Origin of the sequence: Arthrobacter sp. NyZ413 (genome assembly GCF_049390645.1) — a bacterium.
Taxonomy (GTDB): Bacteria; Actinomycetota; Actinomycetes; order Actinomycetales; family Micrococcaceae; genus Arthrobacter.
In genome coordinates this window covers 1374529-1397053 of record NZ_CP155434.1, presented here as the reverse complement: position 1 = coordinate 1397053, position 22525 = coordinate 1374529, and the positions used below count along the sequence as shown (strand labels likewise).

Below are 22525 nucleotides of genomic sequence, written 5' to 3'. Positions count from 1 at the left end.
TTTCGCGCGTAACATTTCTCAACGTTGGCTTTTCATGGTATTCGCGGAGGCCTAGGTTGTTCCGGTGAGCAATTCATCCAACATTTCGACTTCCGCCGGGAAGAACGTCGCCCGGCTTCCCAAGTGGGCCACGTCCTTCGGTGTCCAGATCATCGCCGCGCTGGTGGTCGGCCTTGTGCTCGGCCTCATTGCGAAGGCCACGGGCAGCACCGCGAAGGCTCCCAACGGCCTCGGTGCCACCCTGCAGACGATCGGCTCCAGCTACGTGTCGCTGCTGCAGACGGCCGTCGTGCCCTTGATCTTCACGGCCGTCGTGAGCTCCATCGCGAACCTTCGCCAGGTATCCAACGCGGCGAAACTCGCGTGGAATACCTTGCTCTGGTTCGCCATCACCTCGCTCATCGCCGTGATGATCGGCATCGGCCTGGGCGTGCTCTTCCAGCCGGGCGCCGGCACGGGCATCACCAAGAAGGCCGAGTACGCAGGCAAGACCGGCGACTGGTGGGCCTTCCTCACCGGCCTCTTCCCGCACAACTTCCTCGGCCTCGGGGCCAGCACCACGGTCACCGACGGCGTCGCCAGCACGTCCGTCAGCTTCAACGTGCTGCAGATCCTGGTGATCGCCATCGCCGTCGGGGTCGCCGCGCTCAAGGTCGGCAAGCAGGCCGAACCGTTCCTGAACCTCAACGCTTCCGCCCTCGCAGTCATCCAGAAGGTCCTTTGGTGGATCATCCGCGTGGCCCCACTCGGCACGATCGGCCTGATCGGCAACGCCGTGGCCGTCTACGGTTGGGATACCATCGGCTCCCTCGGTAAGTTCGCCGTGGCTATCTACGCCGGCCTTGTCCTGGTCCTGTTCGTGGTTTACCCCATCCTGGTGAAGACCCACGGCCTGTCCATCAAGCAGTACTACTCGGGCGTGTGGCCGGCTGTCCAGTTGGGCTTCGTGTCCCGTTCCTCGATCGGCACGCTTCCGCTCACGCAGCGCGTCGCCGAGCGCAACTTCGGGGTGCCGCAGGGCTACGCTTCCTTTGCCGTGCCGCTGGGTGCCACCACCAAGATGGACGGTTGCGCCGCCATCTACCCGGCAGTCGCCGCGATCTTCGTGGCCCAGTTCTTCGGCATCAACCTCGATTTCAGCCAGTACCTGCTGATCGTCCTGGTTTCAGTCCTCGGTTCAGCGGCAACCGCGGGAACAACCGGCGCCGTCGTCATGCTCACCCTGACCCTGTCCACGCTGGGACTGCCGCTCGCCGGCGTCGGACTCCTCTTGGCGATCGACCCCATCCTGGACATGGGACGGACCGCCGTGAACGTTGCAGGCCAGGCGCTCGTCCCCACAATCGTGGCGAAACGCCAGGGAATCCTCGACGAAGCCCTCTACAACGCGCCCCGCAAGGGTGTTGCGTTCGCGGCCGATGAGGACGCCGTTTCCGTGCCGGCCGGCGAGGCTCGCGAACTCGCGGATGCCACGGCGTAGCAACAGCCCGCCAACCCTTAGCAGCGCACGCAAGAATCCCCGGAGGACACTCCGGGGATTCTTGCGTTCCCGGGTCGCTCCAGTTCCCGGGTCGCTCCACAGGATCCAGCGGGCGATGGGTAGGCTCTGTCCATGCTCATCGTCACCTCAAACGAGATCCCGGGCCACAAGATCGATGCCGTCTTCGGCGAAGTCATGGGCCTCACTGTCCGATCACGCGATATCGGCTCGCAAGTACTCGCCGGGTTCCGTTCGCTTGGCGGCGGCGAGCTTCCCGAAATGACCAAGGCGCTCTACGAAAGCCGCCAGGAAGTCATGGCCCGGATGGTCAACGAAGCGCAGCAGCGCGGTGCCAACGCGATCGTGGCCATGCGCTTCGACACCTCGGAAATGGGCGGCAATTGGACCGAGGTGTGCGCCTACGGCACCGCCGTGTTCGCCATCCCCCTCGCGGAAGGCGAACCGGGTGCCACGGGGCAATCGATCTACCTGAGCAGCACCGCTGGGAAAGATAGCAACAGCAAGGGAAGTTAACTTGCCCAGAGTGCAAAGTTGCACTTAGTGTAACCATGTGAGTACTTCCGAAACCGTCGTTCCGTCGCGCCGCGAACAGAACAAACTGGCCACCCGCCAAGCGATCGCGGACGCCGCGCTTGCCCTGCTGCGCAGCAAGGGCATCGGCAATTTCACGGTCGAGGACATCGCCGAGGAGGCCGGCGTATCCCGTCGCACCTTCTTCAACTATTTCCCCAGCCTCGAAGCTGCCTTGGCGGCCGTCACCGAGGGATTCCTGGACAACGCGCTAGAGCAGTTCCGCCTCCGCCCCAACAACGAACCCATCCTCGAATCCGCCCGGGCCGCACTCATGGCCCTCGCGGACCCCATGACGGTCGCCCCGATGGCCGAACTCTTCAGCCTCACCCAGGACAACCGCTCCCTGGCGCGCTCCGAACTCGAAGCCTGGGACCACTGCACCACGCAGATCATCGACGCGGCCCGGCATCGCCTGGGTCCGGAGGCCGATGAGCTTTATCTGCGGGCCCTCGCCGGGTCCGTCGTATCATGCGGCAAGGCCGCCATGAGCGTCTGGTTCGAAGAGCGCGGCCCGGACCTTTCCGCTGAATCCCTCGCCGCCTTGCGGCAGCACCTGATCAACGCCATCGGCCTGCTCGGTTCAGGATTCACCACGACGGCGGACACCTCGCCGCCCCCGGCCCCCGGCGCTCCCCCACGCCAAAACCGCGGCTAGCGCCCACTACCTTCGGCTAACCACACACCGACAGATCGGTTCCCTCATGGCACTCCTGCTCTACCGTCTTGGTAAGTTTTCCTATCGCCACCGCTGGCTGGTGATTTCCCTCTGGCTTGTTGTGCTCATGGCCGTCGGCGGCTCCGCGGCAGCCTTCCACGGCACAATGTCCAACAACTTCCAAATCCCTGGCACAGAGACCCAGCAAATGCTGGACAAGCTCAAAAAGGAACTGCCCGCATCCTCCGGTGGCAGCGCGGGGATCGTTTTCGAGGCCGGCGATTCCGGATTCACCCAAGCAGGCAAGGACGCAGTCGCCACTGCCCTCGCAAACCTGGAAAAGCTCCCGGATGTGCAATCCACGGTCAATCCCTTCACCACCCAGGCGCAATTGGACCAAGCACCCGCACAGGTAGCTGCCGGCGAACAGAAAGCCGCCGCCGGACAGGCACAACTTGACCAGGCCAAGGCAAAGCTCGACGCCGGCGACGCGCAGGTCAAAGCAGCCGAGCAGCAAATGCTTGCCGCCGGCATGCCCGCAGCCCAGGTGCAAGCCCAGCTCGCCTCCAAGAAGGCCGAACTGGCGGCCGGCCGCCAGCAATATGAAGCCGGTGAGAAGCAGGCCGCCGACGGATCCGCCCAGCTCGCCTTGGCAAAGCGCCAGGCCGCCGCCTCCCAAGGCATGCGGTTTGTCTCCGAGGACGGCAAGGCGGCAATCGCCCAGGTCCAATTCAAAACCTCCATCAATGGTTTGACCCCGGCTGTCCGGCAGCAGGTCCAGGACATCGTCCACAGCGTCTCCTCCGCGGGCGTGACCGCCCTTGCCAGCAAGGAGATCACCGAGGACGTCTCCGAGATCTTCGGAGTTGCGGAAGTCATCGGCATCGCTGTTGCCGCCATTGCCCTGATCGTCATGCTGGGGACCCTCGTGGCAGCCGGCCTGCCCCTCCTCATGGCGATCGTCGGCGTGGCGGTCGGCGTGGGCGGGACCTTCGCCCTCACCGGCGTGATCGACATGAGTTCCATCTCCCCCATGCTCGCCCTCATGCTGGGACTCGCCGTCGGCATCGACTACTCCCTGTTCATCGTCAACCGCCACCGGGGCCAAATGCTGGCTGGAATGGACGCCGAAGAATCAGTAGCCCTCGCCACGGGCACTTCAGGCAATGCCGTCCTGTTCGCCGGCCTGACGGTAGTCATCGCTTTGGCAGCACTCGTGGTTCCCGGGCTCCCGTTCCTCGCCATCATGGGCCTGTCGGCCGCCGCGACGGTGGCAGTCGCCGTCGTCGTTTCCTTGACCCTGACTCCCGCCATCCTTTCGCTCGTGGGCCGCAGGCTCATCTCGAGGCGCGCGTGGGCTCGCGCCGCGCGCCACAACGCGGAACCGGGCAAGGCCTCGGCCGACCGCGTGCAGGAACTGCGCCGCAGCAGCCGGGGCTGGGGCGGCCTCGTGACGCGTCACCCCGTCGCGTCCCTGCTGGCCGGCGTGGTGTTGCTGGGCGTGCTTGCACTGCCGGCCTCGCAATTGCGCCTCGCCCTGCCCGACGGCGGATCGGAACCGGTCGATTCCCAGGCGTTCAAAGCCTACGACCTTACCCGGACGAGCTTCGGCGAAGGAATGACCGGACCGATCGTGGTGGTCGGCACGTTCCCCGCCGGGCTCAGCGAAGAGCAAGCGAAGACGAAGCAATACGATGTTGCGGACCAGCTGCGCGGCGTGGCGAACGTTGTTGCCGCCGTTCCGGTGGCGCTCAGTGACGACCATCGCACCGCCGTCTTCCAAGTCATCCCGAAGGACGGCCCTGCGAGTGCCAGCACCGTCCAGGTGGTCTCCGAACTGCGCGCCAAAGGCTCCGATATCCAGCAGGCGACAGGCGCCACGATCGGCCTCACAGGACAGACGGCCGGCAACATCGACGTCTCCACGAAGCTCGGCGCAGCCTTGCCGCCCTACTTGGCGATCGTCGTCGGGCTCTCGCTGGTCCTGCTCCTGCTGGTGTTCCGCTCGATCGTGGTCCCGCTGCTCGCCACGGGCGGATTCCTGCTCTCGCTCGCGGCAGCTTTCGGCGCCGTCGTGGCCGTTTATCAGTGGGGCTGGCTGGGTACGGTGTTCGACGTCGCCAACCCGGGAGCGGTGTTGAGCTTCCTGCCGATCATCCTCATTGGCGTGCTGTTCGGGCTGGCGATGGACTACCAAGTGTTCATCACGTCCGGCATGCGCGAATCGTTCATGCACGGGGAGAACGCCAAGCAGGCCGTGCGAAGCGGCTTCAGCCACGCCTCTGCCGTGGTCACCGCCGCCGCGATCATCATGGTCAGCGTGTTCTCAGGTTTCATTTTCAGCCACCTCACCATGGTCCGGCCGCTGGGATTCGCCATGGCGTTCGGCGTGCTCGTGGACGCGTTCGTCGTGCGGATGACCATTGTTCCGGCCGTCATGTTCCTGTTGGGCGAGAAGGCGTGGTGGCTCCCGCGATGGCTCTCCCGCATCCTTCCGGACGTCGACGTCGAAGGCGCGAGCCTGGAGCGCACGACGGCGGCCGGCGGCGCCAAGGAACTGGTCCACTGACGCCGGGGTGCTGAAGCGACGTGCGAGCGTGGGTATTACGCTGGATCCGTGACCCGATTGATCTTGGCATCCCAGTCCCCCGCTCGCACCAAGCTCCTCACTGAGGCCGGCATCCGCCACGAAATCCTCGTCTCCGACGTCGACGAGGACGCCGTCCAGGCACGCTACGGCGTGACCGACCCGCACGACACCGCGCTGCTCCTGGCCCGCGCAAAGGCCGAAGCGGTTGCCTCCTTGCCCGATGCCGAGGGTGCCTTGGTGATCGGCTGCGATTCGGTGTTCGAGTTCGACGGCGAATCGCACGGCAAGCCGTACACCGTGGAGGTCGCCAAGGAACGGATGGTCCGGATGAGCGGTTCCAAGGGCGTCCTCCACACCGGTCACTGGCTGGTGGACTGCCGAGAAACCGCGGCCGACGTCGACGACGACGAGATCGCCGACGGCACCGGCGCTACGGTCGGCGCGGTGTCGAGTGCCGAAGTCCACTTTACGGAGATGAGCGAACAGGATATCGACGCCTACATCGCCACTGGCGAGCCGCTGCACTGCGCGGGTTCGTTCACGATCGACGGCTTGGGCGGGGCGTTCATCCGCAAGGTCGACGGCGACCCCCACGCCGTCGTCGGGCTCTCCATTTCGACCCTGCGCGAGTTGCTCGGCCAAGCGAACGTGGGGATCACCGAGCTCTGGAAGGCCGACGCCGCGGCGGAGTGACGCCGCATTGGCTGACGAGTTGTAGCAACCCTACAAAGACAGGGCGCCTCACACACGGAATCCCCCATCAATATGGGCGGAACCCTCAAAATCGCGCTAGGCTCCCTGAAGGACAGAAGGAGTCAACTTGTCAGCTAATCCGGCGCAGCCCATTTCCAGCCCCCTCACCAAGGTCTTGGTCGCCAACCGAGGCGAGATCGCGGTCCGCATCATCCGCGCGGCCAGGGACGAAGGCATCGCCTCCGTGGCCGTCTACGCGGACCCGGACCGCGACGCCCTGCACGTGAAATTGGCGGACGAAGCGTACGCGCTGGGGGGCAATACGGCCGCGGAGTCGTACCTCGTGATGGACAAGTTGATCGAGGTCGCCAAGCAGTCGGGCGCTGACGCCATCCACCCCGGTTACGGCTTCCTCGCCGAAAACGCAGAGTTCGCGGCGAAGGTCATCGACGCCGGCATCACCTGGATCGGTCCCTCGCCGGAGGCCATTTCCGCCCTGGGCGACAAAGTGCAGGCCCGCCATATCGCGGAGAAGGTCGGCGCTCCCCTGGTTCCCGGCACCGCGGATCCCGTGGAGTCGGCCGACGAGATCCTCGCTTTCGCCAAGGAGCACGGCCTTCCCATCGCTATCAAGGCCGCTTACGGCGGCGGCGGGCGTGGCATCAAGGTAGCCCGGACAATCGAGGAAATTCCTGAACTTTTCGAGTCCGCAGTGCGCGAAGCTGTTGCCGCCTTTGGCCGCGGCGAGTGCTTCATCGAACGCTTCCTCGACTCCCCGCGGCACGTCGAGACCCAGTGCCTGGCCGACGCCTACGGCAACGTGGTTGTTGTTTCCACCCGCGACTGCTCGCTCCAGCGCCGGAACCAGAAGCTCGTGGAAGAGGCTCCGGCTCCATTCCTGACCGCAGAGCAGAACCAGCGCCTCTACGAGTCCTCCAAGGCCATCTTGAAGGAAGCCGGCTACCTGGGCGCCGGTACGTGTGAGTTCCTGGTGGGCCAGGACGGCATCATTTCCTTCCTCGAGGTCAACACGCGCCTCCAGGTGGAGCACTGTGTGTCCGAGGAAGTCACGGGCATCGACCTCGTCCGTGAACAGTTCCGCGTCGCCCGCGGCGAGGAACTCGGTTACGGCGACCCCGAGGTCCGCGGGCACTCCTTCGAGTTCCGTATTACCGGCGAAGACCCGGGACGGAACTTCATGCCGGCACCGGGCACCATCACCACTTTGAAGAACCCCACCGGTCCGGGCGTCCGCATCGACTCGGGTGTTGAACAGGGTGACGTCATCAGCGGGAACTTCGACTCGATGCTGTCCAAGCTGATCGTCACCGGCGCGAGCCGTGAGCAGGCCTTGCAGCGTTCGCGGCGGGCCCTGGAGGAGATGGTGGTCGAGGGCATCCCCACCGTCATTCCGTTCGACCTCGCCGTCGTGAGCGATCCCGCTTTCGCTCCCGCGGAGGGTCCGTTCAAGGTGCACACCCGCTGGATCGAAACCGAATTCACCACGGTCATCCCCGCGTGGACGCCCAACGGAACCGCACCGGAGGCTCCCGACGCCGGAGAGCGGCAACGCGTTGTCGTCGAGGTCGGCGGCAAGCGGCTGGAAGTCGTGCTTCCCGCGACGCTCGGAACGGTTTCCGTGGGCGGAGGCTCAGCCTCGAAGGGCGGAGCCAAGACCAAGAAGCGCTCCCGCTCGGCAGGTGCCGCCGCCGCCACGGCGGGCGGCAACGCGTTGACGTCGCCCATGCAGGGCACGATCGTCAAGGTGGCAGTGTCCGACGGCGACGTGGTTGCCGAAGGCGACCTGATCGTAGTGCTCGAGGCCATGAAGATGGAGCAACCCCTGACCGCGCACAAAGCGGGTACCGTCCATGGCCTGCTAGCCAACCCGGGCGAAACCGTTTCTGCCGGCGCCGTGATCGCGACGATCGAGGACTAGGCAGACTCAAATGGCTCCGGCCCCGCAACAGTGGTGCGGGGCCGGAGCCATTTAACGCGAACCTGTTATTACAGGGTCAGGCCACGTTGTTCGCGTAATCGGCGTCCTTGGTTTCCTTGGTCAGGAACAAGGCGACGAGCGTCAGCACTGCCATGGCGCTGAGGTAGACACCAACGAGTACCGTGCTGCCCTTGGCCGCTTCCCACAGCCAGACTGCGATGAACGGAGCCACGGCCGCGCCGAGGATGCTGGAAAGGTTGTAGCTCACGGCAGAACCGGTGTAGCGCACGTTGGTGGGGAACAGTTCGGGAAGGAGCGCTCCCATGGGGCCGAACGTGAGGCCCATCAGGGTGAAGCCGATGATCAGCAGGGCCATGGTTCCGGCGAATCCGCCGCCGAACAGCGGGACGAACAGCAGACCGAACACCAGGATTCCGGCAGTCACGGCGAGGAGCATCTTGCGGCGGCCGAATTTTTCCGCGAGCGGACCGGCGGCGAGCGTGAAGATGCCGAAGAACACGACGCCGACAATCAGCATCCAGAGGAAGTCGTTGCGGGTGTAGCCAAGGCCGGGAACGAACGCAGCGGCGGCTGCGTCGGTCATCGGCTTGCCGGCCTTCGCAGCAGCGGCCTGTGCACCTGCGAGCGTCGGCTTGGTCCCGTAAGTCAAAGTGAAGGTGGTCATCAGGTAGAACAGCACGTAGGTGGCCAGCATGATGAAGGTGCCGAGGATCAGCGGGCGCCAGCTGGTCTTGAAGACGCGGCCGATGGGCAGCTTGGCCACTTCGTTGGATTCGATCACCTTCGTGAACGCGGGAGTTTCGATGAGCTTGAGCCGCACGTAGAGGCCAAGGATGACCATGACGGCGCTCAGCAGGAACGGCACGCGCCAGCCCCACGCCTGGAAGGCTTCAGGTGTCAAGGTGTAGCTGAAAACCAGGAAGATGATGTTGGCCAGGATGAAGCCGATGGGGGCGCCCAACTGCGGGAAAGTGCCGTAGATGGCGCGCTTGTTGGCGGGGGCGTTCTCCGTTGCCAGCAAGGCAGCGCCGCTCCACTCGCCGCCAAGTGCCAGGCCTTGCGCGAAGCGCAGGACCACCAGGAGCGTGGGAGCGAGGAACGTCCAGCCGGCGACTTGGGCCGTGGGAAGGCAGCCGATGAGGAAGGTGGCAATGCCCATGGTCAGCAATGAGGCGACCAGCGTCCCCTTGCGGCCGAACTTGTCACCGAAGTGGCCGAAGATGATCGAGCCAAGAGGGCGGGCGATGAATGCCACGCCGAACACTGCGAAGGAGCTCAACAGCTGGGTGGTCTCGTCCGCCGAGGGGAAGAAGAGCTTGGGAAAGACGAGTACGGCCGCGGTGGCGTAGACGTAGAAATCGTAGAACTCGATCGACGTGCCAATGAGGCTGGCGAAGATCACCCGTCCCCGCGAGTTCACCGGCTTGATTGACTCGCTTTCCTTGGATTCAGCGATGGAAGACATGTAAGAGAGTGCTTTCGTTCACGCCGGCCCGGCGTAGCTGAGCCTGCCGGCAAAAAATAATTGATAGTTCAATAATAATTGTGCTTATCCAGCAATTGGACAATCGGTTCCAGTATATGGACACTTCAAAATGTCTCATCCTGTGGTCCAGGCCACACCCAAAGTTCGCCGGCTCACTCCAGCCCACCATCGCCTCACGCACCGGTGACGTGCACCGATAGGCAAATGTCACAGCACGTTTACAAACAGCGCCGGTCCTCGAAACGAGCTGTCCATACCGTGTAAGTACATCGTCCCCACCAAGGAGGCAGTCCGTGACAGCTGATCGAGGCACCGAAATCCTCACCACCGAGCAGGCCCCCACTGCTCTCGTCCCCGAGCTCGAACACCGCCCTGGCCGCTGGATCGCCAACTGGGATGCAGAGAACAAGGAACAGTGGGAGGCCGCCGGCCGCTCCATCGCCAAGCGCAACCTGTACTGGTCCATCTTCGCCGAATTCCTCGGCTTCGTCGTCTGGCAGCTCTGGTCGATTGTGGTCGTCCAGCTTCCTGCCGCAGGCTTCAAGTTCGACACTAACCAGATTTTCTGGCTCATCTCCATCCCCAGCCTTGTCGGCGCCACCCTGCGTATCCCCTACACGTTCATGGTTCCCCGCTTCGGCGGCCGCAACTGGACCATCGTCTCCGCGCTGTTGCTGCTGATCCCGACGTCGGGCCTTGCGTATTGCGTCTCGAACCCTGCAACGCCGTTCGGCCTCATGCTGCTGGTAGCGGCGCTGGCAGGCTTCGGCGGCGGCAACTTCGCCAGCTCGATGGCGAACATCACCTTCTTCTACCCAGCCCGCGAAAAGGGTTGGGCGCTGGGACTCAACGCGGCCGGCGGAAACCTCGGTGCCGCCGTCGCGCAGTTGGTCGTCCCGATCGCCGTCACCCTCTTGGCCGCCGGTACCGTCAACCTGCCGATGGCGGGCCTCATCTGGATTCCGCTCATCCTCGTCGCCGCCTTCGGCGCCTTCAAGTACATGAACAACCTCACCAGCGCCAAGGGTGACGTGGCGGGCTCCATCGCCGCGCTCAAGGAACCGCACTTGTGGATCATGGCCTTCCTCTACATCGGCACCTTCGGTTCGTTCATCGGTTTCTCCGGCGTCTTCCCCAAGCTCATCAAGGACTACTTCCCGGCGTTCTCCGCCTTCCACGTCGGCGCGGTGGCCCTCTCACTCGCGTTCCTCGGCCCGCTGGTCGGCTCTTTGGCCCGCCCCTACGGCGGACGGATGGCGGACCGCATGGGCGGTGCCCGGATGACCGTCACCGCCTTCGCATCCATGGCCGTCATCACCCTCACCATGATCTGGACCCTTCCGCTCAAGAACTTCTGGCTCTTCCTGGTCCTGTTCCTGATGCTCTTCACGGCGAGTGGCTTTGGAAACGGCGCAACGTACCGCATGATCCCGGTCATCTTCGCGACGTCCAGCCGCGCCGCACGTTCCGGGGCAAAGCCGGCGGAGACCGCGCGGCTTGCCGCTTCCTCCCTCGGACTGATCTCAGCGATCGGCGCCTACGGCGGATTCGTCATCCCCCAGGTCCTGAACGCCTCCAGCGCTTCCGGCTCCTACACCCCCGCTTTCTACGGTTTCGTCTGCGCCTACGTGGTGATGCTGCTCGTCTGCTGGGGCTTCTACCTCCGCAAGGCCAACCGTCAAGCGATGGGACACATCTAATATGCCCAATGGCGCCAACACCCACTGCCCGTATTGCGCGCTGCAGTGCGCCATGAGCCTGACCCCGGCTGCCTCCGCGCAGCCGGGGTCCGGCCCCGCGCCCGCAGCCAAGGCACTTCCCGTCCTGGAAGTATCCGGGCGCGACTTCCCCACCAACCGGGGCGGGCTGTGCCGCAAGGGCTGGACATCGGCGTCGTTGTTGAACCACACAGGACGCGTCACCGAACCCCTGCTCAAGGGATCCGACGGCGTCCACCGGCCGGTCAGCTGGGACCAGGCCCTCATGCTGGTCACGGGAGCCGTCAAGCAGACCCGCGAGAAGTACGGGCCCGACGCTGTCGGCGTGTTCGGCGGCGGCGGACTGACCAATGAAAAGGCCTACCAGTTGGGCAAATTCGCCCGGCTTGCGCTCGGGACCTCGCGGATCGACTACAACGGCCGGTTCTGCATGTCCTCGGCCGCGGCAGCCGGGAACCGGGCGTTCGGCGTGGACCGCGGGCTCCCGTTCCCTGTCGAGGACCTCGACACGGCCAGCGTGATTTTCCTCCTCGGCTCAAACGTGGCCGAGACCATGCCGCCGTTCGTGCAACACCTCAAGGGCGCCCGCGATTCGGGCGGGTTGATCGTTGCCGATCCACGACGTTCAGCAACCGCGGCGTTCACCGGCGACGGCGGCGGCATCCACCTGCAGCCCACCCCTGGCACAGACCTTGCCTTGATCCTCGGCATCTCGCACGTGGTGGTCCACGAAGGACTTGCCGACCTCAGCTACCTCGAGGAACGCACCAGCGGTTACACGGCGATCGTCCGCAGCCTGGCCGGGTTCTGGCCCGAGCGAGTCCAGTCGATCACGGGCGTCCCCGCCACCCTCATCCGCGAAACGGCACGCCGCCTCGCCCACGGTGCCCGCAACGGCGGAAGCTACATCCTGACCGGCAGGGGCGTCGAACAGCACGTGGACGGCACGGACACCGCCACGGCGGCCATCAACCTCAGCCTCCTCCTCGGCCTTCCAGGATCCTCCCGCAGCGGCTACGGCACCCTGACGGGCCAAGGAAACGGCCAGGGCGGCCGCGAGCACGGCCAAAAGGCAGACCAGCTGCCCGGCTACCGCAAAATCACCGACCCCGCCGCCCGCGCCCATGTTGCCGCGGTGTGGGGCGTCGACGAAAGCCTCATCCCGGGTCCCGGACTTCCGGCGGTGGAACTGTTGAAGTCGTTGGGAAAGCCCGACGGCGTCCGTTGCCTTTTCGTGCACGGCGCCAATGTGGCGGTCTCGGCACCCGACGCCAACGCCGTGATCGCCGGACTGCGCAGCCTGGACTTCCTGGTAGTGTGCGACTTTTTCCTGTCCGAAACGGCGCTCGAAGCAGACCTTGTCCTCCCGGTCACGCAATGGGCCGAGGAGGAAGGCACGCTCACCAACCTTGAGGGCAGGGTCCTCCGCCGCCGGAAGGCCCTCACTCCCCCGGCCGGCGTCCGTAGCGAATTGTGGCTCATGGCACGACTCGCGGAATTGCTCGACGCCCCCTCGACCTTCAGCGACGATCCCGAGACGGTCTTTGAAGAACTACGGCTGGCCTCGTCCGGCGGCCTGGCCGACTATTCGGGCATCGACTACGCCATGCTCGACCGCGGAGACGCCGCATACTGGCCCTACCCGGCCGGAAGTTCGGGAACCCCGCGCCTCTTCCTGGAAGGTTTCGCCCACGCCGACCGCCGCGCGGTGATGGTTCCGGTGGTTCCGGGCAAACGCCCGGCGGGCTCCGCCGTCGTACTCTCCGATGCGCAACCGTTGACGCTGGTGACGGGACGCTTGCTGGAGCACTACCAGTCCGGCGCCCAGACGAGGCGGGTGGCCGAGCTCGACGCGGCCCAGCCGGAAGCGCTCCTGCAGATCCATCCGTCGACGGCGGCCGCGAGGGGCATCTCGCGAGGCGACTTCGCGGTGATTTCCAATGATCGCGGCGAAGTCCTCTGCAAGGTTGAGCTGAGCAACACCATTCGAACCGACACCGTCTTCCTGCCCTTCCATTTCCCCGGAGCGGGCAGCGCCAACCGGCTCACGGAAGCGGCAACGGATCCTGTCTCGGGCATGCCGGAATTCAAATCCAGCAAGGTCCGGGTGCGGAAGGCAATAGCAATCAAGGAGGCCTCGTGAGCGAGCGCATTGTGGTGGTGGGGTTTGGTCCCGTGGCGGCCCGGCTCGTCGAGGAATTGGTGCCGGCAGTGCGTAGCGGACTCGTCCAGCTGCTCGTCGTCGGGCAGGAAACCGAAGCCGCGTACAACCGCGTCATGGTCGCCGAACTCGGGGTTGGACGAACCACCGCCGAGGCCCTCGCCATGGCGGACATGGACGGGCTCGCCGCGGCGGGCGTCGAGGTCAGGCTGGGAGTCACAGTCAAGCGGATCGACCGGGCCCGGCAGGAAGTGGTGCTCTCCGACGGGACCAGGCCCGGCTACGACCGCCTGGTGTTCGCCACCGGCTCCCGGCCGGTCATCCCCAACCTCACGGGCATCAACCCGGACCCCGCCCATCCCGTGCTTCCTGCCGGTGTCACCGCCCTCCGGGATCTTCGCGATGCCGCGCAACTACGCGCCGCGGTGACTGCCGGAAAACGAGTCATTGTCCTGGGCGGCGGCGTTCTTGGCCTTGAGACCGCACTGGCCGCCGCCGAAGAGGGTGCCCGGACCACCGTGGTACACAACGGTTCGTTTCCCCTGGGCCGCAACATCGACCGCGGCGGCGGAGCCGTTCTCGCGGCGAACCTGCGAAGCGCCGGCATCAGAATGGTGGGGAACGCCCGCTCCACGGCCGTGGAGCACAACGGGCCCGACGGCGCGTTTTCCGCGCTCGTGCTGAGTGACGGATCGCGGATTGAAGGCGACCTGTTGGTCCTGTCGTGCGGTGTGCGGCCCCGGATCGAACTGGCCGAGGGCTGTGGCCTCCCGGCTGCCACCGGAATCCTGGTGGACCACCGCCTGCGCACGTACCACGAGCCGCACATGTTCGCGATCGGAGACTGTGCCGAAGTCCGGTGTGCCGACGTCGACTGCCTTGAATGCCCGCACGCTCCGGGACCCTCCGGCCTGGTTGGCCCGGGGTGGAGGCAAGCCGAATGGCTCGCCGAATACTTGGTGCTCCTTGCCGAGGGCGGACAGGATGCAGCGGATGCGCATGTTCCCCTGCCGCAGGAGAAGCCCGGCGTGGTGGTCTTGAAAGCACGCGGCATCAACCTGGCCGTCGCCGGAGACAATGCCGCAGAACCGTGGGATGAGGAAGTGCTCACCGCTGGCGTTTCCGAAGGGAAGCCGCGCCGCCAGGTTGCCCAGTGGGCCGATCCCGAGCACGGCCGCTACGTCAAGATGACCACCCGCGGTGGTGCGCTGGAAGGACTCGTGACCGTGGGCATGCCCCGAACGGCGGCAGAGCTTGTGATGCTGTTCGAGCGCGGATCCGAACTGCCCGCCGACCGTTCCCTGCTCCTGCGCCTCGACGGTCCGGACCAACTGGATTCCCCTGGAGCACAGGATGATCCTCAGCGGACAGTGTGCCGCTGCGCGGGTGTCAGCGGTGGGAGCATCGAGGAAGCCGTGCTGGATGGCTGCTCTTCCGTACCCGAGGTTTCCAAGGCCACACGGGCGGGGACCGGCTGCGGGGGCTGCCACAGCGACATCAAAGCGCTGATCGAAAAGCACTTTCAAGGGGTAGCTGCGTAGGGGCTGGGGCGAGGCTTGCTGGCTCGCTGGTGACGCGCATCCGGCCTCACGACGCGGAGAATGCCTTTCGCGCCAGGAATACCTAGGTCGAAAGTCATTTTCTGCGTCGCAGGCCAAGACCCGCGTCACCAACCCCGCAGGGAAGCTACATGTGCACGTGCAGGCGGCGCGCCGCTTCGGAGATGGATCCGGTCAGCGAAGGGTACACGGTGAAAGTGCTCGCGACGTCGTCGACGTGCAGTTTCTGCGTGACGGCAACGGAAATGGGGAAGATGAGCTCCGAAGCGTTGGGGCCGACCACGACGCCGCCGATCACCGTGCCGGAGCCTTTGCGGGCGATGATCTTGACGAAGCCGTCCTTGCTGTTGCGCATCTTGGCGCGGGCATTGCTGAGCAGGGACAACATCACCACATCGCCCTGGTACTTGCCCGATTCGAGGTCCGCCTCGGACACGCCGACCGACGCAATCTCGGGTGAAGTGAAGATGTTGGAAGCGACTTGGTGCAGCTTGAGCGGCATGACGCCGTCGCCGAGGAAGTGGGCGACCGCGATGCGGCCCTGCATGGCTGCCACCGAGGCCAAGGCCAGGACGCCCGTGCAGTCGCCGGCCGCGTAGATGTTGGGAGCGGTGGTGCGGGAGACGCCGTCCACCTTGATGTGCCCGGACTCGGACACCGCGACGCCGGCTTCCTCCAGCCCGATGCCTGCGGTGTTGGGGATGGAGCCCACGCACACGAGGCAGTGGCTGCCTGTGACCGTGGTTCCGTCGCCCAACGTGACCATGACCCCGGTTTCGGTGCGTTCCACCGCCTGGGCACGCGAGCGGGACAGCACCCGGACCCCACGGCGTTTGAAGACGCCTTCAAGGACCTGCGCAGCATCGGTGTCCTCGCCCGGCAGCACCTGGTCGCGGCTCGAGATCAGGGTGACGTTGGAGCCAAGGCCGTTGTAGGCAGAAGCGAACTCGGCGCCCGTGACGCCGGAACCCACAACGATCAGCTCTTCGGGAAGCTCTTCGAGGTTGTAAAGCTGTGCCCAGTTGAGGATGCGTTCGCCGTCGGGCTTGGCGGTGGGCAGCTCGCGGGGGTGCGCGCCGACGGCAAGGAGGATGGCGTCCGCGGTAACGGTCTTGATGCCGTCGGAGGTGAGCACTTCGATGGTGTGGTTGTCCAGGAGCTTGCCGGAACCCATGAGGATCTCGACGCCGAGGTGTTCGAGGCCCACCCGGATATCGTCGGACTGTTCCCGGGCAAGGTGCAGGACGCGGTCGTTGATGTGGCCGAGGTCCGCGCGCATGCCCGGCGCCACATCGGAGCCGCCGACGGCGAACTTGACTCCCAGCTCCCCCGCCTCGCCCACACGGGTCATGAGGTCCGCCGTCGCGATCAGGGTTTTGGACGGGACGACGTCGGTGAGGACGGCTGAGCCGCCGAGTCCGGCCCGCTCGATGATGGTGACCCGCGCGCCCAGGGAGGCCGCGACCATGGCCGCTTCGTATCCGCCTGGACCTCCGCCCAGGATCGCGATTCGGGGGGAGCTGAAGTCAGGATGCGTGGTCACAATGATCAATTGTTACTTAATGCCGCAAACGCTGCCACTAAGCCCCACCTGAGGAGGTCTTGGCACGATAGCTTGTACTAGTGAGTAACGCTGAGCTGATCAACAAAGACCCCTTCGAAGCAGCCCGGACTGCCGCCGACTACATTGCCGCCGAAACCGGCGTCGAATCCCACGACGTCGCCCTTGTGCTCGGTTCCGGCTGGGGTGCCGCGGCGGACCTCATCGGCAGCACGACGGCGACACTCACCGCTGCGGAAGTCCCCGGCTTCTCCGCCCCGGCAGTCGAGGGCCACGTGGGAACCATCCGCTCCGTGCTGACGACGGAGGGGAAGCGTGCCCTGGTCCTTGGCGCACGCACCCACTATTACGAAGGAAAAGGCGTGCGAGCCGTGGTCCATGGAGTACGCACGGCAGCCGCGGCGGGATGCAAGACCCTGGTGGTGACCAATGGTTGTGGCGGCCTGAACGAGGCTTGGAGCCCGGGCACCCCGGTATTGATCAGCGACCACATCAACCTGACGGCGACGTCGCCGCTCGAAGGCGCCACGTTCGTCGACCTCACCGATTTGTATTCTTCGCGCATCCGCGGCTTGGCCCGCGAGGTGGATCCGACGCTCGACGAAGGTGTCTACGCACAGTTCACGGGACCGCATTACGAGACCCCCGCCGAGATCCAGTACGCCAAGCGCATCGGTGCCGACCTCGTGGGCATGTCCACCGCGTTGGAGGCGATCGCCGCCAGGCACGCGGGCATGGAGGTCTTCGGGATTTCCCTCGTGACCAACCTCGCCGCCGGCATCAGCCCGGTCCCGCTGAGCCACCAGGAAGTCATCGAGGCGGGCGAGGCGGCAAGCGCACGCATTTCGCGGCTCTTGGCGGATATCATCGCTAAGCTCTGAGGTAACCTTTGGCCATATTTTGAGTTCCTCCGAATATCGCCCTGCACCGCTGGTACCATCGCTGCAAGCCACATGATGTGACGCCCGACACTAGCCCGACTACCTGGAAAGGATCGCCGATGAAGACGCGTGCTTCTTTTCGGCTGTTCCGGACCGGGTTGATCGGCGCCGTTGTCCTCGGCTTGTCCGCCGGTGGCCACCTCGCCGCGGGCGGTCGCTTGCCCGAGCCCGCGGTGCTCGCAGCACTTTGCGCGTTGACGATGGTTCCCGTGGCCGTCCTCACCCGGTTCCGCTTGTCGTTTCCCGTCCTCCTGGCCTTGCTTGGAGCCGGGCAGGCCTGGCTTCACTGGTCCTTCGACGCCTTTTCCACCATGTCGATGCCGTCATCAGCCACCATGGCCGCGGCTTCGGTGCACGGCGGGCACACGTCGGCGTCCCTCATCGCAGGTTCGCTTGAAGCAGTGTTCCCATCCCATGGAGTGGACGACGGCGGCCTCATGTTGGCGGCACACGCCGCCGCAACGCTCGGCACGGCTTTGGTGCTGGCCCGGGGCGAACGCGCCCTGTGGGCCGTGGCCCATTGGTTACGGCCGCTGGTGCAACTTCCCGAGCCGTGCCGCCTTGGCCCGGTCGAACGCCGTGCCGTTTTCCTGGCTTCGTACATCATCCCCGCCAGCCGGTTGGGGTTGCAGCTGCCTTCCCGCCGGGGACCTCCGGCGATGATCGCCGCCGCCTGAACGCAGCCCCTTTCACCTGACTCGGGACCAAGACGGGCGGCCATCACGCCTCACGGGTGCGCTACGCGCTCCCGCCCTTGACAGTCCCCATTTTGTGAAAGGCACTCCTGCCATGAAAACCGTAACCAGCCGTACCCTCAAGACCACCTCAGCCGCCCTCATGGCCGCCGGCATGCTCGCGTTCGGCGTCTCTGCCGCCTCGGCCCACGTGACCGTCGACCCCGATGACCCAGCAGCCGGTGGATACACGCACCTGACCTTCAACATGCCCAACGAGTCCGCCACGGCCAAGAGCAACAAGCTCGAGGTATCCCTGCCGGCGGATTCACCCTTCAACTCGGTGTCCGTCAAGCCCATCGAGGGCTGGACGTCCGAGCTTGTCACCACGACGCTCCCCAAGCCGGTCACGGTCAACGGAGCCACCGTCACGAAGGCCGTGACCTCCGTAGTCTGGACCGCCGACGCGGCCCACGAAATCGGCCAGAACCAATACCAATCGTTCTCCATCTCGGTGGGCGTCCTCCCGAAGGAAGGCACCACCATCTCCATGCCGGCCACCCAGACGTACACGGACGGCACCGTCGTCAAGTGGGACGAGAAGGCAGTCGATGGCCAGCCCGAGCCCGAGCACCCCGCGCCCTCCTTCGTGACCACCGCGGAGGACGCTCCGACGTCGGATTCTCCGAGCGCCACCGCGGCTCCCGCGGCCGCCCCGGCAGCCTCGTCGTCGAATGACGCCGGCTCGACGGCGGGCTGGTTCGGACTCGCAGCCGGCCTGGTGGGCCTCGCCGCGGGCGTGACCGCCTTGGCTCGCACGCGACCGGCCGCCGGAAAGGCCGGAGCGAACGCTGGAACCGCTGCGCCCAACGCCGCCCCCAAGGAACCGTCGGCCAAGTAGCCGCGAGGACCAACCTCTTCCATTTCACAGGAGCCCACGCCGTCGATTCGGCGTGGGTCCCTTTGGCCTACCCTGCAGCCTCCCGCGAGGCGGTTGAGGCTGCCCTTTACTGTGAAAGATCAACGATGACTCTCTTGACTGACCGTCCTGCGCAAGGGCAGGACGGACCTCCATCACTACGTCCCGATTCGCCGTCGACGGCTGCCACTGGCTGGTTCCGCGCCTTCTTGCTCCGGGTGCATTTCTACGCCGGCATCCTTGCCGCTCCGTTCCTGCTCGTCGCAGCGGTGACCGGCGGCTTGTACGCCATGACACCGCAACTGGAACAAGTGATCTACGACCACGAACTACACGTTCCCGCTGTCGCGCATCCACTACCGCTCTCGTCCCAGGTCCAGGCTGCGACAAGCCGCGTCGGCGGGGCCACGCCGGTGTCGGTCCGGCCGGCGCCCGGCCCGGAAGACACCACCCGGGTGCTCTTCGCCGATCCCACCCTGGGCGAGTCCCAATATCGGACGCTGTTCGTCGACCCCGGGACTGGCGAGATCCGCGGCGACCTCCCCACCTACGGAAGCAGCGGCGCCATGCCGCTGCGGACCTTCATCGACAACCTCCACCGCTCCCTGAACCTCGGCGAGCCGGGCCGCATTTACAGCGAACTCGCGGCGTCCTGGCTCTGGGTAGTCGCCTTGGGCGGCTTGGTCCTGTGGGTGGACAGGGTACGACGGCGGCGGGCCGGCAAGGCGCCGAAGAGGCCGGAGTCGCGCCGGGCGAGGACCGTGTGGCTTCACGGAACCGTGGGCACAGTGTTGCTCGCCGCGTTCGTGTTCCTCTCAGCGACGGGCCTGACGTGGTCCGGACAAGCGGGCGCCAACATCGGCACCCTGCGCACGGCCTTGGGGTGGGACACGCCTACCGTCTCCACGGCGCTGAGCGGTCCTCCAACAGTGTCCTCGGGTGAACACGCCGGCCATGGCGGTTCGCCGTCCTCGTCCGCGGCCATCGACCCTGCCGCGTATGACACCGTCCTGAAGATCGCCCGGGCGGACATCATCTCGGCGCCCATGGTCGATATCAAGCCTCCCGCCAAACCGGGCAAGGCTTGGACTGTCACTGAAGCGGGCCGGGAATGGCCTGGAACCGCCAGCGCCGTCGCCGTCGATCCCGCCTCGGGCACCGTCACCAGCCGCGCGGACTTCAACCAAACCAGCCTCGCGGCGAAGCTGACCCGCTGGACGATCGCGGCGCACATGGGCCTGCTCTTCGGGCTGCCTAACCAACTGGCCCTCCTCGCGGTAGCAGTGGGCCTCACTGCGATGGTGGTTTGGGGCTATGTGATGTGGTGGCGGCGCCGTCCGACCCGCGGGAGCGCGTGGGCCTTCGGCCGTCCGGCTCCGCGCGGCGCGTTCCTTCGCGGGCACTGGGCCGGCGTCCTCGCGGCCATCACGGCAATGGTGGTCCTTGGCTTCTTCCTGCCGGTGTTCGGCTGGTCGCTCCTGGCGTTCGTGATCCTTGACACCGCTGTCGGTGCCATGAAACGACGCGGAGCGCGCCTCAACCAGGCAACCTGACCGGCCGGGTTAGCCGGATGACCGGGTCGAGGACTGTGACGGCTGACACAGTCCTCGACTCGGCATCGATGCCCAATGACGATAGTTTTATCCCTATGACATCAAGCGATGCCGAAACTGAAAAGCTGATTGCAGAGGCCACCGAATGGGCTGCCCAGGATCCGGATCCGGTCACGGCTGCGGCCCTTACCGAACTCACCAGCCTCGCCTCCAGGGGTGTCGCGGCTGCGCGCCAACAGCTTGAGGACAGCTTCAACGGAACCCTCCAGTTCGGCACGGCGGGACTGCGCGCCGCCCTCGGCCCCGGACCCAACAGGATGAACCGCGTGGTGGTGCGGCGTGCGGCGGCCGGCTTGGCGGCGTTCCTCAACGAAGCAGTAGGCGCGGCATCTCCCGGAACCCGGCCACGCGCCGTCGTCGGCTTTGATGCGAGGCACAACTCGGACATTTTCGCGAACGAATCGGCAGCCATCCTCACGGCAGCCGGAATCGAGACGTTCCTGATGCCATCCGCACTCCCCACCCCGCTGCTCGCCTACGCCGTCCGCGCCCTCGATTGCGACGGCGGCGTCATGGTGACTGCGAGCCACAACCCTCCGCAAGACAATGGATACAAGGTGTACCTGGGCGGCCGCGCAGTGGAAGAAAGCGGGAAGGGTTCCCAAATCGTGTCACCCGACGATGCCCGGATCGCCGCGGCCATCGCGGCAGTGGGCCCTTTGGAGTCCATCGCCCTTGCGGAATCGGGGTGGACCGTGCTTTCCGATTCCATCAGGAAAGACTACGAGGCCGCCATCGCGGGCCTCGCCGACACCGCGAAATTCCCCGCGCGGGACGTGAAGATCGTGCTGACGCCCATGCACGGCGTGGGCGGCGAAACGGCCGTGTCTGTGCTGGAAGCCGCGGGTTTCAAAGACGTCACCTTGGTGGAGGAACAAGCAACGCCGGATCCGGATTTTCCCACCGTCAGCTTCCCCAACCCCGAAGAACCCGGTGCGTTGGACCTGGCCCTTGAAGCCGCCGCCCGTACAGGTGCGGACATCGTGCTGGCCAACGACCCCGACGCCGACCGGGCGGCTGTGGCGGCGCAGGACCCCGATTCTGGGGCATGGCGGATGCTGCGCGGCGACGAGGTGGGAGCATTGCTTGGCGCGCATGCCGTGGCCCGGCACGCCGCCGGCGAAGCCGGCCAAACCGATGTAACCCCGGGCCTCGCGCCCAGGAAGGGTGTTTTCGCCAATTCCATCGTCTCCTCCAGGCTCCTCTCCCGCATTGCCGCGGGCGCCGGCTTTGCCCATGAGGAAACCCTGACCGGATTCAAGTGGATTTCTCGGGTTCCCGGACTCGTCTACGGTTACGAAGAGGCCTTGGGATACTGCGTCGCCCCGGACTTGGTGAGGGACAAAGACGGCATCTCCGCTTCCTTGCTCATCGCCGAACTCGCCGCTGCGGCCAAGGCCGAAGGGAAGACGATCTTCGACACCCTGGACGAGATCTACCTCGTGCACGGCCTGCACGCGAGCGACCAACTCAGCATCCGGGTGGCGGACCTTGGCTTGCTGGACGCCATGATGAACCGGCTCCGGGCAGATCCTCCCGAGTCTTTCGGCGGGTCCGCGATCGAGGCCGTGACCGACCTGGCGGAGGGAAGCGGGCACCTCCCGCCAACGGACGGGCTCCTCTACTTGACCCGGGACCAGAGCCGCGTCATCATCCGGCCGAGCGGCACGGAGCCAAAGCTGAAGTGCTACCTCGAAGTCATCAAACCGGTGGGTTCCGCGGCCGAGCTCGCGGAAACCCGGAGTGCGGCGCGGACCACGCTGGACCACATCCTGGCCGACGTGCGCGAGGCTTTGGGGCTCTGAAAGCAATGTGTCCGGCTCGTAAAAGAGTCCTCACACGCTGGGAAATCTAATCGTGACCCAGAAGTTAAAGTCACGAAACAAACGGGAAACTGAGGTGAAACTGCCCCTTCGTACGC

At 65.7% G+C, this 22525-nt stretch carries 16 protein-coding genes; 14 read left to right on the top strand and 2 right to left on the bottom strand.

Annotated features, from left to right (window positions below; all coding sequences use genetic code 11):
* Nucleotides 1-64 precede the first annotated feature (64 nt).
* The 6 genes from ABCW42_RS06545 to ABCW42_RS06520 all read left to right on the top strand — a co-directional run bounded on the left by ABCW42_RS06545 (nt 65) and on the right by ABCW42_RS06520 (nt 7951).
* A complete protein-coding gene (locus ABCW42_RS06545; protein WP_423184084.1) occupies nt 65-1480 on the top strand; it encodes a dicarboxylate/amino acid:cation symporter in 1416 nt (471 codons plus the stop codon).
* Nucleotides 1481-1612: 132 nt separating this feature from the next.
* Nucleotides 1613-2014, top strand: coding sequence for a YbjQ family protein (locus ABCW42_RS06540; RefSeq protein WP_423184083.1), 402 nt, complete (start codon nt 1613-1615; stop codon nt 2012-2014).
* Nucleotides 2015-2051: 37 nt separating this feature from the next.
* Nucleotides 2052-2729 carry a TetR family transcriptional regulator gene (locus ABCW42_RS06535; RefSeq protein WP_423184082.1) on the top strand — a complete coding sequence of 226 codons (678 nt, stop codon included), beginning with the start codon at nt 2052-2054 and terminating at the stop codon, nt 2727-2729.
* A gap of 46 nt (nt 2730-2775) precedes the next feature.
* Nucleotides 2776-5298 (top strand): MMPL family transporter, encoded by a 2523-nt coding sequence (locus ABCW42_RS06530; RefSeq protein ID WP_423184081.1) that lies wholly within the window; start codon nt 2776-2778, stop codon nt 5296-5298.
* Nucleotides 5299-5346: 48 nt separating this feature from the next.
* The gene (locus tag ABCW42_RS06525) at nt 5347-6012 is read left to right on the top strand and encodes a Maf family protein (RefSeq protein ID WP_423184080.1); all 666 of its coding nucleotides are present in this window, start codon (nt 5347-5349) and stop codon (nt 6010-6012) included.
* 127 nt (nt 6013-6139) lie between these two features.
* A complete protein-coding gene (locus ABCW42_RS06520; protein ID WP_423184079.1) occupies nt 6140-7951 on the top strand; it encodes an acetyl/propionyl/methylcrotonyl-CoA carboxylase subunit alpha in 1812 nt (603 codons plus the stop codon).
* 76 nt (nt 7952-8027) lie between these two features.
* Here ABCW42_RS06520 and ABCW42_RS06515 read toward each other — a convergent pair whose 3' ends face one another.
* Complete coding sequence (locus tag ABCW42_RS06515) at nt 8028-9437, bottom strand: MFS transporter (RefSeq protein ID WP_423184078.1); 1410 nt, start codon at nt 9435-9437, stop codon at nt 8028-8030.
* Nucleotides 9438-9751: 314 nt separating this feature from the next.
* On the opposite strand from ABCW42_RS06515, the gene ABCW42_RS06510 reads away from it, so the two are divergent.
* The 3 genes from ABCW42_RS06510 to ABCW42_RS06500 are packed head-to-tail and all read left to right on the top strand — an operon-like array spanning nt 9752 to nt 14878.
* A complete protein-coding gene (locus ABCW42_RS06510; RefSeq protein ID WP_423184077.1) occupies nt 9752-11158 on the top strand; it encodes an MFS transporter in 1407 nt (468 codons plus the stop codon).
* A 1-nt stretch (nt 11159) separates the two neighbouring features.
* Nucleotides 11160-13319 carry a molybdopterin oxidoreductase family protein gene (locus ABCW42_RS06505; RefSeq protein ID WP_423184076.1) on the top strand — a complete coding sequence of 720 codons (2160 nt, stop codon included), beginning with the start codon at nt 11160-11162 and terminating at the stop codon, nt 13317-13319.
* Nucleotides 13316-14878, top strand: coding sequence for an FAD-dependent oxidoreductase (locus ABCW42_RS06500; RefSeq protein ID WP_423184075.1), 1563 nt, complete (start codon nt 13316-13318; stop codon nt 14876-14878). Before ABCW42_RS06505 ends, ABCW42_RS06500 begins: the two co-directional genes overlap by 4 nt.
* Nucleotides 14879-15023: 145 nt before the next feature.
* On the opposite strand, the gene ABCW42_RS06495 is transcribed toward ABCW42_RS06500, so the two are convergent.
* Nucleotides 15024-16439, bottom strand: coding sequence for an NAD(P)H-quinone dehydrogenase (locus ABCW42_RS06495; protein WP_423184074.1), 1416 nt, complete (start codon nt 16437-16439; stop codon nt 15024-15026).
* Between the two features lie 98 nt (nt 16440-16537).
* Here ABCW42_RS06495 and ABCW42_RS06490 point away from each other — a divergent pair, with 98 nt between their 5' ends.
* The 5 genes from ABCW42_RS06490 to ABCW42_RS06470 all read left to right on the top strand — a co-directional run bounded on the left by ABCW42_RS06490 (nt 16538) and on the right by ABCW42_RS06470 (nt 22409).
* Nucleotides 16538-17338 (top strand): purine-nucleoside phosphorylase, encoded by an 801-nt coding sequence (locus tag ABCW42_RS06490; RefSeq protein ID WP_423184827.1) that lies wholly within the window; start codon nt 16538-16540, stop codon nt 17336-17338.
* A 119-nt stretch (nt 17339-17457) separates the two neighbouring features.
* A complete protein-coding gene (locus ABCW42_RS06485; RefSeq protein ID WP_423184073.1) occupies nt 17458-18075 on the top strand; it encodes a hypothetical protein in 618 nt (205 codons plus the stop codon).
* A 112-nt stretch (nt 18076-18187) separates the two neighbouring features.
* Complete coding sequence (locus ABCW42_RS06480) at nt 18188-18973, top strand: YcnI family protein (RefSeq protein WP_423184072.1); 786 nt, start codon at nt 18188-18190, stop codon at nt 18971-18973.
* A 125-nt stretch (nt 18974-19098) separates the two neighbouring features.
* Nucleotides 19099-20544, top strand: coding sequence for a PepSY-associated TM helix domain-containing protein (locus ABCW42_RS06475; RefSeq protein WP_423184071.1), 1446 nt, complete (start codon nt 19099-19101; stop codon nt 20542-20544).
* 95 nt (nt 20545-20639) lie between these two features.
* A complete protein-coding gene (locus tag ABCW42_RS06470) occupies nt 20640-22409 on the top strand; it encodes a phospho-sugar mutase (protein ID WP_423184070.1) in 1770 nt (589 codons plus the stop codon).
* Nucleotides 22410-22525 lie beyond the last annotated feature (116 nt).

Bases quoted from the DNA above. Each gene is read 5' to 3' on its own strand.
- ABCW42_RS06540 (WP_423184083.1), top strand. From the start codon at position 1,613: ATGCTCATCGTCACCTCAAACGAGATCCCGGGCCACAAGATCGATGCC.
- ABCW42_RS06530 (WP_423184081.1), top strand. From the start codon at position 2,776: ATGGCACTCCTGCTCTACCGTCTTGGTAAGTTTTCCTATCGCCACCGC.
- ABCW42_RS06515 (WP_423184078.1), bottom strand. From the start codon at position 9,437: ATGTCTTCCATCGCTGAATCCAAGGAAAGCGAGTCAATCAAGCCGGTG.
- ABCW42_RS06505 (WP_423184076.1), top strand. From the start codon at position 11,160: ATGCCCAATGGCGCCAACACCCACTGCCCGTATTGCGCGCTGCAGTGC.
- ABCW42_RS06485 (WP_423184073.1), top strand. From the start codon at position 17,458: ATGAAGACGCGTGCTTCTTTTCGGCTGTTCCGGACCGGGTTGATCGGC.
- ABCW42_RS06480 (WP_423184072.1), top strand. From the start codon at position 18,188: ATGAAAACCGTAACCAGCCGTACCCTCAAGACCACCTCAGCCGCCCTC.
- ABCW42_RS06475 (WP_423184071.1), top strand. From the start codon at position 19,099: ATGACTCTCTTGACTGACCGTCCTGCGCAAGGGCAGGACGGACCTCCA.
- ABCW42_RS06470 (WP_423184070.1), top strand. From the start codon at position 20,640: ATGACATCAAGCGATGCCGAAACTGAAAAGCTGATTGCAGAGGCCACC.